Source organism: Yoonia sp. 2307UL14-13 (assembly GCF_037572755.1).
Classification (GTDB): domain Bacteria; phylum Pseudomonadota; class Alphaproteobacteria; order Rhodobacterales; family Rhodobacteraceae; genus Yoonia.
Map to the genome: position 1 here is coordinate 104,676 of NZ_JBBIFZ010000009.1, position 14,229 is coordinate 118,904.

At 51.9% G+C, this 14,229-nt stretch carries 11 protein-coding genes and 2 pseudogenes; 10 read left to right on the forward strand and 3 right to left on the reverse strand.

What is annotated here, in order from left to right; translation table 11 throughout:
- Positions 1-8: 8 nt before the first annotated feature.
- Entirely contained in the window at positions 9-1,079 is a 1,071-nt protein-coding gene (locus tag V8J85_RS18040; protein WP_339955168.1) for a phosphatase PAP2 family protein, read from the reverse strand.
- A 263-nt stretch (positions 1,080-1,342) separates the two neighbouring features.
- On the opposite strand from V8J85_RS18040, the gene V8J85_RS18045 reads away from it, so the two are divergent.
- The 4 genes from V8J85_RS18045 (at position 1,343) to V8J85_RS18060 (ending at position 6,405) form a co-directional block, all read left to right on the forward strand.
- Positions 1,343-2,959 carry an AfsR/SARP family transcriptional regulator gene (locus tag V8J85_RS18045; RefSeq protein WP_339955169.1) on the forward strand — a complete coding sequence of 539 codons (1,617 nt, stop codon included), beginning with the start codon at positions 1,343-1,345 and terminating at the stop codon, positions 2,957-2,959.
- An 89-nt stretch (positions 2,960-3,048) separates the two neighbouring features.
- On the forward strand, positions 3,049-4,884 hold the full coding sequence (locus V8J85_RS18050) for a peroxidase family protein (protein WP_339955170.1): 1,836 nt from the start codon (positions 3,049-3,051) through the stop codon (positions 4,882-4,884).
- Positions 4,885-4,970: 86 nt separating this feature from the next.
- Positions 4,971-5,666, forward strand: coding sequence for a hypothetical protein (locus tag V8J85_RS18055; protein WP_339955171.1), 696 nt, complete (start codon positions 4,971-4,973; stop codon positions 5,664-5,666).
- A gap of 19 nt (positions 5,667-5,685) precedes the next feature.
- Complete coding sequence (locus V8J85_RS18060) at positions 5,686-6,405, forward strand: trypsin-like serine peptidase (RefSeq protein WP_339955172.1); 720 nt, start codon at positions 5,686-5,688, stop codon at positions 6,403-6,405.
- A gap of 375 nt (positions 6,406-6,780) precedes the next feature.
- Here V8J85_RS18060 and V8J85_RS18065 read toward each other — a convergent pair.
- Both V8J85_RS18065 and V8J85_RS20100 read right to left on the reverse strand, forming a co-directional pair.
- A pseudogene (locus V8J85_RS18065) lies at positions 6,781-7,107 on the reverse strand (SOS response-associated peptidase family protein); the annotation flags it as partial.
- Entirely contained in the window at positions 7,017-7,325 is a 309-nt protein-coding gene (locus V8J85_RS20100) for an SH3 domain-containing protein (RefSeq protein ID WP_445285927.1), read from the reverse strand. The gene V8J85_RS20100 and the pseudogene V8J85_RS18065, both read right to left, overlap by 91 nt.
- A 414-nt stretch (positions 7,326-7,739) precedes the next feature.
- On the opposite strand from V8J85_RS20100, the gene V8J85_RS20105 reads away from it, so the two are divergent.
- The 6 genes and pseudogenes from V8J85_RS20105 to V8J85_RS18085 all read left to right on the forward strand — a co-directional run bounded on the left by V8J85_RS20105 (position 7,740) and on the right by V8J85_RS18085 (position 14,221).
- Entirely contained in the window at positions 7,740-7,976 is a 237-nt protein-coding gene (locus V8J85_RS20105; RefSeq protein ID WP_445285922.1) for a helix-turn-helix domain-containing protein, read from the forward strand.
- A 386-nt stretch (positions 7,977-8,362) separates the two neighbouring features.
- A pseudogene (locus V8J85_RS20110) lies at positions 8,363-8,764 on the forward strand (TniQ family protein); the annotation flags it as partial.
- Positions 8,765-8,776: 12 nt separating this feature from the next.
- The gene (locus V8J85_RS18070) at positions 8,777-10,303 is read left to right on the forward strand and encodes a hypothetical protein (protein ID WP_339955173.1); all 1,527 of its coding nucleotides are present in this window, start codon (positions 8,777-8,779) and stop codon (positions 10,301-10,303) included.
- Positions 10,300-11,058 (forward strand): hypothetical protein, encoded by a 759-nt coding sequence (locus tag V8J85_RS18075; protein ID WP_339955174.1) that lies wholly within the window; start codon positions 10,300-10,302, stop codon positions 11,056-11,058. Before V8J85_RS18070 ends, V8J85_RS18075 begins: the two co-directional genes overlap by 4 nt.
- Entirely contained in the window at positions 11,055-13,250 is a 2,196-nt protein-coding gene (locus V8J85_RS18080) for a hypothetical protein (protein ID WP_339955175.1), read from the forward strand. Before V8J85_RS18075 ends, V8J85_RS18080 begins: the two co-directional genes overlap by 4 nt.
- Entirely contained in the window at positions 13,247-14,221 is a 975-nt protein-coding gene (locus V8J85_RS18085) for a hypothetical protein (protein ID WP_339955176.1), read from the forward strand. Before V8J85_RS18080 ends, V8J85_RS18085 begins: the two co-directional genes overlap by 4 nt.
- Positions 14,222-14,229 lie beyond the last annotated feature (8 nt).

Here is a 14,229-nt window from a genome sequence, read left to right on the forward strand (position 1 = left end):
ATCAAGCTCTAGCGACGCCACTCTTCGTTGGCCTTTTGCCAAAGTTCCTGAAATTCGCAACTTTCCTCTTTGACACCCGGTGATTGGGTTGGTTGGGCTTTGCCCAACCAAGGCAGTCCGAAATTGTCTTCTTGATCGAACGTTTGGATGCTGTCTGGTCTATCGTCCGCTACCGCACCATCCTCTTTTTTCATGGTGCGAAACGTCACTTTTTCGACCTTTGTTGTGGTCTGACCTGTGCCTAATGATACGATATGATCGGCAAGTGTCAGCCCCAGCAACGCGCCAGCCGCGCTGTCGACCGGAAAATGCACCCCCGCCACGACGCGATTTGCCGCAATACGTTCGGCCATCCGGAAAACCGGATCCGTTCCCCCAACGTCGAGACCATCTGAAGCCGACGGCCCATTGGCCAACCGATAAAGCAGGGCCGCAACCGTAAAGGCCTCGGTGGAATGTCCACTGGGAAACGTCGAATGGTCCGGCGTTTGAATGAGCGGCTGCACCTTTGTTGAATAATGCACCGGCCGTGCTGAGCGGCAATAATGTTTGATTTGCATTTCGACTGAAATACAGAACCGAACTGCGGCCTCCAGTAATTCCTGCGTATAATTTCGAAACTCAGGGTCAAGATAATGAATCGCCCCAAAGAACGACAAGATATCATCGATCTGAACTTGAATCTCATTCAGGCGATCTGCCCGCAGGTCGGCATGGGTACGGACATGATCCAATTGCTTTTGAAACGCACCTTGCGAAGGGCGTTCAATCGTGAGGATGTCGGCCCCGTCAATTTTCAAAGTAGCCGCGCTCGTCTTTCTCTCACAAACAGGCTTGTCATCCTTCTCGTCTGCAAACACTCCTGCGACGGTCACCCCGCGTATTAATGCCGTGTCAAACAACAGAGCCCGATTTTCCGGCAAAAGGTATTCAAGGTCTAGAAAGTTCTCAAGAACGGCGACTGGAGACGGAACGTCTTGGTTGTCAGGTTTCCAATATCCAATGATCCCATCCCGCGCTGATGCAAGGGCGTCAGAAACAACGGGGGAGGTCACACCGCCCGCGTGATCACTGCTCATCCCGCTATACTCGGATCGACCTGATCTTCCTGATCGACCTGACCGCCCAGATCTACCGGATCGTCCCGACCGTCCTGATCTTCCGCTACTACTCATACCGTGTTCCTCCCAATGCTTACCCTTCAGTGACACGGGAACATGCCGCGGGGTCAATCGAATATCGACATGGGAAGAATTATTGACGATAGTCTGACGTTAATTGCAAAGAGCACCTGTATTTGTGCCCATCAGTTTCGTTCGAACTCCAAATAGGGCGGTGAGGATTGAAAGATTTTGATCAGTACCGAATGACATTGTTAGGGCGTTTCCGTTTGGAATGCCCAAGCGGTAATGACGTCACACCCCGATCGGCAAAAATGCAGGCAATGCTGGCCATGATCGCTGTTGCACCAGATTACGCCAGATCGCGTGTCTGGTTACAAAATCGGTTGTGGAGCGATCGCGGCACCGCACAGGCCGCCGCAAGCCTTCGTCAGGATTTGAGCGAATTGAGAAAATCGTTTGGCCCCGCGGCTGAACTTGTCTTCCGCACCGACCGCAATAGCGTTCAATTGTCGAGGGATAACCTTTTCATCGATGTGCTTGATGGTGAAAAAGTAGAAGATCATGATGTTGAATTTCTCGAAGGGCTCCGTGTTCGCGATCCGGAATTTCGAAAATGGTTGGTCGAACAACGCATACAAAGAGGTACATCAGGAACAACCCAGCCGCCCGAATTGCCAACCAAAATGGACGCTCCACACAGATCTTCGGTTCTTTTGCGGGTGCAAGGGGCCTCGAAAGCTGGTGGTGCGCTTGCGGTCCAGTTTTTGGACACGGTGGCCCAGGGCTTGTCAGAGCGTACATCGCTCGACATTCATTTTTCAGAGTCTGACGCATCCGCAGCAGGAATTGCATTGTTCGCAGAATACCTGCCCTTCAACGGGGCCGATGGACTTCAGGTTCGTCTGAAAGACAGACGGCTTGGACATGCAATGTGGAGCCACTCCAGCCCGATATCCGAGCCGGGAACGCCACATGACTTCGACGATAATGAAATCTTGCTGGCGTTGGCCAATGAGGCGGCGGAACGCCTCGCTTTTGACTTTTTGAATCGGTGGCGGCAAGGCCAGGCCCCGCTGGATGCGACCGTCGCTTGTCAATTGGCCATTGGCAAACTGTTTACGTTTGATGCTGCCCAACAGGACGAAGCCGACAAGTTATTTGAGCTCGCTTACAAGACCAACCCGCGCGGTGTTTACCTGGCATGGAGAGTTATGCTGCGGGTCATCCGCGTCATTGAACTTCATGATGATGCCGCGGCTGAGACAATGGAAGAAGCCGCAGAATTCTCGCAAAAGGCGCTCGTTTGGGAGCCGCGAAATTCGATGGTGCTCGCGGCGGCCGCCAATGCGGCGATGTTGATTGACAATGACATGATTGCGGCCCGCGAACTTGCCGACCGCGCGATTGCTGCCAATGCCGCCAACCCGTTTGCCTGGGATTGCCAAAGTATCTGGAATCTGTTGGCGGGTCAGTTTGAACGTGCCCGTACCATGCAATTGAAGGCGCGCGCCATCTCAAGCGATCCAAGATGCAAACACTGGTGGGATATGGGATGCGCGCTGACGGCGACGGTAACCGGTCGTTTCGATGAAGCCCGCCATTTCGCAGAATGCGCATCCGCGTTGGCACCAAATTTTAGGCCACCCCTGCGATATCTGACCGCGCTGTATGCCAATGAAGACCGCGAGGAAGATGCTTTTGACGTCATGGACCGACTGCAAAAGATTGAAATCGACTTCAGCGTGTTGCGTATGGTGGATGACCCATCCTATCCAGCTGCGGCGCTCAAACGATCCAGCCTTGCCAACCGTGAATTGGCACGTCGCCTCAGTTAACACTGTTTGACGATCACCACACAGTTTGACGTTAAACTGACGCCTTACTGACGCGTAAATATCTGAAAATGAATGTATTTCTTCATGGCATGCGTTTCGCTGCGCATCAACATGGAGGAAACATTGATATGTTCTTGATGAAGGGGCACGGCACCCACGCCGTCAAATCCGAAGACATGGAGGCATATGGCGACAATAAAGTCATGTCTGCCGAAGCCGCCTGTGGTTTTTCCTATGGCACCTACCCGGACAAACCCAAGACCGGCGATTTCCACTATCATTTTGACAGCGCGCCAGACGTTGATCCTGACGGGAAAAAAATGACCGCCGCTTTGGACGCGCTGGCAGAGGCGACAATCCAGCACGACCCGAAAGACAAAGAAAACTCATCAATTCCGCCGGTCTTTACCTATATGGGGCAATTCATTGACCATGACATTACGGCCAATACGGACCGCGAAACCGAGATTTCAAAGATCGACGTAGATGTTGTCACGCCTCTCAAACGCGATGCCGTCGTCAAAGGTCTCGGCAATCTGCGCTTTGCATCGTTGAACTTGGACAGTGTGTACGGTGACAATCCTGAACAGGGTGATATCGCCAAAATGCTGCAAAAGAGGCTCCGCTGGCATCGTGATCCCGCAAAGTTAGAAGGCGGAGCTGACAATGAGCTGACGCACTTGCCCGACATCAATCCCGATCATTTTAATGATCCAAAGCGTGCGGCGTTTGCGCAAGACGCAAACCGTGACCTGCTGCGCTTTGGCCATGCCAGCAAACGCGCAGATTTCGACATCGAGCTGCTCAGGAAAGGGTCGAAAGAAATTCGCGAGCTGTTCTTTGTGGATGCCGATACCGATGCCAAGAAGCCGATCGTGCAGCGCGCAATCATTGGGGACGCGCGAAATGACGAAAACCTAGCCGTCGCGCAGTTTCATCTGTCTATCCAACGGCTCCACAATGAGCTGGTGGACAATGCGCCGGACAGCATTCCATCTGAGGATCGTGATGCTGTTTTTGAATGGGCGAAAAAGACAACGCGCTGGATCTATCAATGGCTCGTGGTGAACGCCTATCTGCCAGCAGTGTGCGATCCAGACGTTCTGGAACAAGTCAAACGTGAGGGCCCTAGGCTTTATGACGCGCTCATTAAGGCCCACCCTGCGAGCGAGCCTGACTTGATGCCAATGCCGCTGGAATTTTCGGTTTCAGCCTTCCGATTTGGTCATTCCATGGCGCGCGAATCCTATGACTGGAACCGGATTTTCGGTCGCCGTCCGGACGGCAGCGAAGAGCGCGCAAGGTTCGATCTCTTGTTCCTCTTCACTGGTAGTGGCGGATTGGCTAATCAGCCTCGTTTGCCCGCGAACTGGCCAATTGCCTGGGATCGTTTTGTTCATCCAGTGCCAGCAGCAATGCCGGATCGCTCCGCGCGCAAGATTGATACGCATCTGAACCTTGATCTGGGGAAAATGGCGAACGAAAGCCCGGGCGACAGTGGTGTAATGCGCCACCTTGCCAAACGAAACCTGCGCCGCGGCTATCGGTTGAACATTCCATCAGCGCAAGGATGCCTGAATGCGCTCGCTGCGGATTTCAACATCAATCTTCCGCGTCTTAGTAAGGCTGATCTCCTGTCCGGTCACACAGGCGACGCCGTAAAGCAAGGCGGTTTTGAGACAGCAACACCGCTTTGGTTTTACGTGTTGAAAGAGGCCGAGCATCTCTCTGATGGCAATCGTCTGGGTCCGCTTGGCAGCCTGTTGGTCGCAGATACCTTGATTGGATTGATCCACAAAAGCCCGGACAGCTTCGTTAATGCGGCGCCCGGCGGTCATAGCTGGAAACCGCAGGACACCGTCAAACCAAACGGCGTCAAAATCACAGACATGCCAAGCATGATGGCCGCTGCCGGTCTCTTGTAACGCAAAGCCGACGCAGCCACTCCCCTGCGTCGGCACCAATCTGACACGACTTCAACTTTGGCAATCGAACCAAACGGAGCCAGAAAATGAAAAACAAACTCTTTCTAATGGTGTTCGCACCGCTTGCAATTGCTGGCTGCGCTGAACAGATATTATCGCAGGAAGAGGTTCTTGTGATTGGGGCGGATGCGGCCACAAACTTGTCGGTCGCCCCGAAACGGCAAGACGATTCATTGCTTGGGGAAGCGTCGCGACTGGCGAGTGAGCTGTCATCTGCATATTTCACAGCGGGTATCCGTGCTTCGCGGACGCAAGATCTTGTGAATACGGGTGTGTATCTTGCTGCGGGGTCGACCGCGATCGGGGCGCTTGGCGGTGCAACCGACACAGCTCTGACAAACCGCGCGTTGGCGGGCGTCGGATTACAGTCCATTGGCCAGAATGGCCTAGAGCAATCCGAAATCCAGTCGCTGTTTATGGGGGCCGGACAGCTGAATTGTATCGGCAGTGTCACCAGTATCTACAGCAGCACGTCCTCAGATCTTGCTGATAGCCCGATCGCACAGGATCTGGCCAATGCGGCGATGCAAGATGTGCGCATCTCCACCCGCAACGCTTTGGTGCGCGATGTGGAAGGGTTCGGTGAGGTCCTCCAAACGTTCACCAATGTCCTGCCGACTGTTGATGACGAGGCCGAACTCGGGCGCGTCGTTGACGATACACCACCAGCCCCCCTAGAGGCGTTTGCCGCCAAATTGGGCGCATGTATTTCCTCAAAGTAAACCAAGACCGGATAAGAATATGCAACTGGAAGAACAAGACCTGTCAAACGATACCGAAGACTATGACTTTGAGAATATCACGCCAAAGTTCTTTACGGATGAACGAGTCACACCTGAATCGCATTGCGGTATTGATCAACGGATCAAGCAGGTCGACACATCACGCCTGCCATATAAAGCAATTTGCAAACTCTACATGAAAGCAGCGAATGGTTCCAACTTCATCGGGACCGGCTTTCTCACGCATCAGAATAAACTCATGACGGCAGGCCATTGCGTTTATGACCACAGTTCCGGTGGTTGGATGCAGAGCATTATCGTCGTTCCCGGAAAGTCCGGCTTACTGGAGCCTTATGGTCGCTACACGGCTGAACGTGCCTACGCATCTGCGAAATGGATCAATAATCGCTCCGTTCGCCATGATATGGGGGCCATCAAACTCAGGTCATCCGTAAGCCATTCCGACGTTCTTTCCACGACAACAACAGATGCGAATGAGGCGACTGTTTGTGGCTATCCGAGTGATCGCGATACCGGGATTTTTCAATACCGAATGAGAGATATGGTACGCGAGGATGACGGGCGTTTCTTCTATCAGATTGACACTTTTGGTGGACAAAGTGGGGCGCCTTTACTTGCGAACTCAGCGACGGCAATCGGCATTCACAACTATGGTGGCTGCGACAATAAGGCGTCCGATCTCACTCAAGAGTTCATTGATCGCGTCGGTGCTTGGTGAGGCCCCTCCTCACTCAAATTGTGCACGAAAGAGAAAGGTAATCAAGGAAAGAACACCCTCATTTGGCTGGCACGGTTAAGATGAACGAGCGGATCATGCGAACGAGCTCCTGAAATCGGAGGTCGTGCGGAACCTCACTGATCCGGCTAGGAGCGGAGCTTAAATATTCGGATATCAAGGTTCGCCTTGTCCGCGACTCAGTCATCCACCTACACGATTGCTACGCCATGCGCGAATGCCCGTATTCGACAAGCAGCGAGGCGTGCACTCCAAACTCGCCAATGTCGGCAAAAGGGCGTCAAGTCACGTACATCTCCGTGTCGGATTTTGAAATCACAATTCGTGATAGCAAAATCCGAAACCGAATAGAGAGCCCTAGATCGAAGTCCCGAAGTCGTCTTGAGTTGTTCCCCGCGCCACAATCCGCAGGCGCCCATCGGCAAGCGGTCTCTGCAACGACAATGCTTCATCGACATCCGCCTGTAACCATCGTTCAACTTCGTCCACCGAAGTCAGCACCACTGGCATCGCCTTCGGATGGATCACGCCGACATCCGCATTTGCCTCGGTCGTCAGAAACCCAAACAGATTGTCCGTTGTCTCACCGTCTTTCAACTTTTGCACTGATGTCCACTCTGTCCAGATGCCGGCAAAGAACGCGATTGGTCGATCTTCGGGCAGAGCAAACCACACTGGCTCGGAAGGCTTGCCCTCACGCTTTCTGCGTTAGCGTTCCGACTTCGCTGCGGTTGCAGATATCGGGACGACATCCATCCTGTTCCCAACTCCGACGAAATCTGGGTCCACCCGTTACGCTCATTTAACCTGCGGACACGTGTGCCTTCGCTCAGCTGGCCCATTACAGCGTTGTTAGTGCTGGGACCGGAACGCTGATTGACGCTGCTGCTAGTGACGATCAGGTAGGCAGGCGCTGAGAATTGAAAGTTCTGACGACTTTCAGTTCATTTGATGCCGAGTGCTATGCCTGAAACCTCCTACGGCAGAACTTTCTGTTCGACAGGAATCCGCGATCCAGTCTTTGCAATGCTACCAAATATTGTGCCAGCCGGTAGCACTTCACTAACCTCCCTTTTTAGCCAAGAAGCCAACAAACCGATGGATTTCAAGGACCTAAGTCGAGCGTATTCGGTCGGCCGGAAACATGGCTATCGCAACGATCTCAATGCTATGTAAACTGTTGTTTTTACTATTAACTTAACGGGATCGCGGAAATACGTCGCAGACGAGAGAAAGGACTTGCTTAGCGATTCTTGTCTGTGCCAAGTAGTTTCTACGGGTGTAGCTGAACGGCATTTCTTGGGGGAATTCAAACTTTGCTGGTACTAGATATAGACCGTCACAAGCGCATTATTGAGCGCCTTCACGAACGCGGTGTATCGTTAGGGATGATCAGTCGTGATCTTAAGAAGTCGAAATCCCACATAACCGCAACCTGCCAAGGACGAACCAAGAGCTCCCTGGTCGAAAAGGAGATAGCCAAGCATCTCCAGTGCGAACCAGGTGACCTATGGCCTGAACGCTATGAGAATAAAGGAGCGGAGGAGGAATAATTTAGGTCAAAACGCAAAGAGCCCAAAGGTTGCAGCCTCTGAGCTCTCCACATAGTCGGGGCATCTAGGACACCCTCCAATCTAGTCCTTCATCCCCGTTTTCACAGACGCAGTCAAGTGTTTGCCTGCCCTTTTGGGCTGCCCAAATGCCTGACTCCAACACCAAGGATGACGATGGACAGGAATCAATGCAGTGCGCTGAGCTACAAAGAGTCTGGGTTTTCGCCAGACGCCTTTACGAAACGCCGAGGACAAGAACTGACACAGACACTCGCGATCAAGGAACGAGGCACTCTAGCCTCTCCATTCATTCTTGGTCTGCGGAGAAAACTCAAGCAAGGCGACGATGAACCGGCTTCTCAATGGATCCGACAGGAAGGCTCAAAATGTCACCTCTCTCTCTGATAGTTAGACACCACGAACGTGAAACTGCACTGTCATTCGCATCACGGTTAGCTCAGCGAAACGGCCTGAGTCGCGTCCAAGATTTTTGCGGCGACATGGGGATCAGATGGCTTGATATGACGCGCGGATCACCGGAAGCAATTTGCAGACTTGCGTACCTCGCCGCTGCCGATTTGGATGATCTACAGAGATGTGTTGTAAGGAAATTTGAAAGCCGTCGTTACGCCATCAACGACCAAGTGCTGTCCCACGGGACTATGTTTCGCCGAGTATTGCGGTATTGCCCACGCTGCTTGCTCGATGACGACTGCAGTCATGGGCCTTTAGGACGGTTCGGTAGGTTGGAATGGCAGCTGCTATCATTTCGTGTCTGCCCCAAGCATCGTACGCCCTTGATGGCGCTACCACAGCCCGAGTCACCGATATCTCCTCATGATTTCTGGCAGCGCACGGACGGTCATTGGGACCAACATATACAAAGATCCGCCAACGACGCCCGTCGCGTAACAATTGGCGTTGAGTTTGAAAATTACGTAGTCCGGCGTCTTGTCGGTGATGATGGCTGGAGCTGGCTCGACCAGCTTGAGTTGGACGTGGTATGCCGTCTTTGCGAGGGGCTTGGCATAGTCCTCGAGCATGGTCCGAAAGCGTTTAGATCAGGTCTTAGCTCTGTCGAGTTGGCACGTGCAACAGCCGCTGGTTTTTGTGCCGCAACAGAAGGCAAAGCCGGGTTACGTGAAGCTTTCCATGTTGTCAAAATGGCTTCTCCAGGGACAGTCAAAGGATATCTCTCTGACTTTGGAGCGCTCACTCGCTGGCTCCGTAGAGTCGATCATAGTGATCCGAGATATACCCAGATCATTGAGGTGTTTACGAGCTTTGTCTTCGAGAACTATGCGCTGGATGACAGCCAGATTGTACTGGGCAGATCTTCACCATCACGCCGTGTTCACTCTATTCTCGGAGTTGCGAAAGTTGCCGGCTTATCAAACGCGCGCGTTGCAAAATTTGTCGCGGCTGAAGCGATTGGCAGTCGCGGTCGCGACGGAAAGGTCTTTCTTGAGGGCAATCAATGTCTGCAGCTCATTCAAGAATTTGCCGATTGCGTCACCTGTTCAGAGGCAAAACAAGAGCTTGGTCTAAGTTTTGACATGCTGGACCGATTGAGGCGATCAGGGTTGATAACGTCAAGGTACAACTTGGCTGAGCTACGCCCCGTCTATCACCCTGACGACATTAATCAGTTCAAGAAGTCAGTATTCAAACACGCCGCAGCAGTTGACAGAATCCCGAAGGGCTACAAACCTCTAAACCAGATTAGTGTCACTTCGCAGATAAAGGTAGAGCATGTCATTCGGCTTGCACAATGGGGTCAGCTTCATACCCTTTGTTTTCGAAGCGGACTGAACGGCCTTTGGAGCCTTCACGCAGATCCACGGGAGATTCGAAACCAATTTAGTGTCGATCCACCAGATGGTTTCACTAAAGAGCAGCTAAAGTCTATTTTTGGGCTAACCTTTCCCACTTCAAACAAGCTGATTAAAATTGGCATTCTGAAAACACGATCGATACGACATGGCCGTCGCCGAAACAAACTGGCGCTCATCACCAAGCCGGTGATGAAAAATTTTCTAAAGCAATACATTACCCTCGGCATGATCGTCCGCGACAATAATTGTCAAGCATATCGTGCCAAATTAGAGCTACAAAAATTGGGCGTTCTGCCGATCAATCTGGGTAAGAACTGCTGCAAGGTGTATCGCAGATGCGAAATTGAACCGACCGGTCATCCGATCAGGCCATGGCTCCATCATTACCTCGACGCGATATCCGAACTTGGAACCACACCGGTTTCAAGGAATGGTCGAGCCCGAACGTCAGCCCCTGTTATTCTACTTGATAGTGCAGAGGCCGCTCGATGAACGATCCTTTGGATATTGATCATGACGAATGGGCGTATCATCTGCCTAGGCTGCGCGCTGCCAGCAAGGTCGAAGTTGGTGACATCCATGGCGTCTTGCCATTTTCAGGTGTTAGAAACCCGATCACGGCAAGCAGCGTCTCTCAAAAAGTGATGTTGACCTACCGGACTGCCGCCAATGACTGGGTGCCACGCGTCGGTGCTGCTGAGAGCTTGGCAGAAGCTGCAGTCGCCGAGGAAGCACTGGTCTCGCCCAGTATTCATGACGTGGAATTTCAACCGGTGAAATTTGACTATGAATATCCTTCCGGCACCCGGCGTTCACATACGATCGACCTTCGTCTTACATTCGGGAGCGGCTTGAAACGTTTTGTCTTTGTTAGGAACAGGTCGAGCCTTGTTAAGCCATGGGTTCAGGAAGAAATTGATGCGATCTACGAAGCTGTTCCTCGTCATGAGGCACACGAATTCATAACGGTCGATGCAGATAGCTATTCGCGTGCCCGACGGGAAAACCTGCGCCGCATGCATAGGTTGGTGTCATTTCAGCGGGATCAGTGCGCCGATGAGCTGGTCTTCAAGGCCGCCAACAGCCTCAAGACCCTTTGGCGGATGTCAGATCTCCATCAAGTCCTCGATCTCCCTAAAAATCAAATTTTCCAATCATGCATGCGTTTGATCGCACAACAGAGATTGGGGGCCGACTTTGATGCTGTGATTTGTCAACAATCGCGAATTTGGAGAACAGGCGCATGAAGGTGGTCCGATATCAAATTCCAAAGCGTTTAGAATTGTCATACATGGGCCGAACGCAATCTGTGCAGCCATTAGGTGATGATACGTATCAGCTAACTGATCTTGAGGATGATAGTCAGGAAATTTGGTCGTATTCGGAAGTGCTTAGTCTTTTGAAAATGTCAGAAACACGGCGGAAAGACCCGTTAAAGGCGGTTTCAAGGTCTGCTGCGCGAATTCGCGATGGCGGTCTACGATGCAGATCTCAGCTATCGAGCCGACAAGACGATATTTTGGATTTCAGGTTAGCACTCATGTACGGGATCAGGGATTTAGACCAAAATAACGTTCCGATCTATGCGGCCGGCTTAGACAAACCTGAGAACCGGAATGCAATCAAAGAGGTGGCACGACAACACTACGTCCGACGTCCAATTAGTGACAGTGTGCGTGGTGGGTCAGTCAAAAGAGCGGCATTTATGCCTGATGGGCGAACACTGTTTCTCTACTGGGAAAGGTGGATCACATCAGACTTCGATGAAATGGCCTTGGCGGATCAAGACTGGAAAAAAGGCAATCGCAGCAACCATGGTGTGCCAACACGCATGCGCGAGTTGATGACTCAGGCAGTAGAAGAAGCCTACCTTACTCCGACAGGACCAAACGTTGCCAGTGCGCTGCGAAGATTGACCACACTGGTCAACAAAGAGAATATCTTCCGTATCCCATCCGGGCTAGACCCTCTTGTGGCAGTTAGTCATAAGACCTTGAGTAGACATATCGTGGCAGCGGGTGCCACGGCCACCTCCATTGCCAGAGATGGCGAACGATGGGTCGCAAACAATCTTTCACGCGGGCAGACAGACGTTCGATCCTTGATGATCGGCGAATACGTCGAAATCGACGAATGCAAGATGTCACTCATTACGGTCTGTAAGAAAAAGGGATGGTGGCAAAGGCTTTCGGAAGACGAAAGAACTGCTCTTACAGAAATTGAAGAGATCATACGCAAGCGGTTGTGGCTGCTGCTTATGATTGATGTTGCGACGCGGATGCCCCTTGCTTGGGTCATAACTGATGCACCATCTGAGGATGCTACACGCGAGCTCTTTCGTATGGCCACCCGTGACAAAACCAAAGAAAAGATCATTTATGGCTGCGAAACCGACCCGATGCCAGCAGTGGGATTGGGATCTGTCAAAGGAGACAACGGATCAGGGTTGAGAAATTCTCCAGTGAAGACCGCCGCACTGGGAATATTCGCTCAAACAATTGATGCCCGCACCTATCACGGAATCGACAAACCCTATGTGGAGCGCATGTTCGGCACCATGGAGAGTGTGCTTTTGAACTTGATCCATGGCTACACCGGTCGGAAAGCAGGGCAACTGAAGAACTATGACCCCATCAAGAACGGTGTCATCGATGTGAACGAGCTCTACGGCATCATCACTCGATACCTAGTCGATGAATATCCATCCGAAAAGCACTACGGAACAAACATGTGGGGCGCTCGCCCGCTGAAAGTCTATGAGCGGGTGAATGATCAGTATGGCGCAATTCTGCCGCCATCTGATCATGATCGGCGAATTCACCTTGGCTGGAAAGATCAGTGCACATTGACAAATGAGGGAGTCAAAGCCCTAGAACTGCCTTACCAGTGTGATGAGCTTCAGCAGATCAGCGAAAAGATCGATCGCAAAGTCACGGTGTTTTCTGACCCAGACTGCATGAATGAGATAACTATCCTTGTAAAAGGTAACCCTGATCCGTTTCTTGGACGTTTGACAATGACTACCATGAAGGATCTTTCGGCAACCGAAGCCATAAATCTAGTTGCAGAAATTCGCGCCGAAGATCCAAGCGAGACGTTTGACTTCGAAGCAAGGGTTGCGCGTGTGCGTGACGAACGCGCCGACCACATGGCCACCATTGCCCTCGAAAACAAACTTCCCGTGAGTTACACGACATTCGCAGCAGCTAAGGCAAAAGCCGCGATTGTCATGCGAGGTCAACAAGTCCAAAGCGCCAAGATCCCTGGAACTGCCCAGCCCGGGCAAATTGCGCAACCCGAAGAGATCGAAGGCAGTCGCAAAGTAGGAGAAGGTTTTCAGCCGCCGATCGAGTCCACCGGCAGTCATGAACCCGATGTTGTCTCAAAGCCTGAAAATATTGATTTAGGGCGGCCGGACATTCGCGGAAAACTCAAATGAGCTTCGTCGATTTTGAAGCGGCAGAAGTGATTAGAACCCTCAAGGGGGCTCATTATCAATTTCCGCGTGCTGAGCGGCTGCGTGCTGCAATCGCCGACATGACAACCAAATACTACGCCGAAGCGGGTCTTGCCGATGATTTCGAGGCAACTGCCGTCCTGGTCGTTGGTCCTTCTCGAATAGGAAAGACATCGGAGATCGACCACCAGAGAGTTCTATTCAACGATGCGCAGATCAAGATGCCTGATGGACGGCAAGCCATGATGGTGAAGGTCATGCTAAGAGGGTCGTCGAAATGGAAGGAACTTGGCGTTTTGACCCTTCGAGCGCTCGGATACGATAAAGAAATCCGAGGTGCGGTGAACCAGACCCAAATCTGGAACCAGGTGGTGTTTCATGCAAAGGCCAATGGCGTGGTCTGTATTCATTACGACGAGTGCCAGCACATCTTTATTAGGAGATCGGCCGAAATCCAAAATGAAATTAGGGGCTGCTTTAAGTCTCTGCTTAAGCAGCCAGAGTGGCCGTTGATGCTGATTTTTTCAGGTGTTGACGAACTGAAGCAGTATATCCTGGGAGAAGAACAGCTCGGCAACCTGGTTAAGACAGTTACGTTCCCCAAGATTGACCCTCAACAGGCGAGCGATCTGTTCGAGATGAACAGTATCTGTTTTGCCTACGCTGAAAAAGCTGGTCTCGATATCTCTACTCTGAGCTCGGCGGACTTTCATCAACGCCTGGCGTTTGCTTGTTCGTACAGATGGGGATTGGTCATTGAGTTGGTGATCCGCACCGCGGTCGTCGCCAAGAAAGCTAAGTCAGCCGCGATCACAGCAGAGCATTTTTGCCAAGCATTCACCAATCGCTTCGAACTTCAATCCGGATACTCTCCATTCACCCTGCAAGACTATCGGCAATACTTCGAGGCTGATGCCATCTTCCGCCTTTGGACAGAGAAAGACTCCATCTGAGTGTCAAG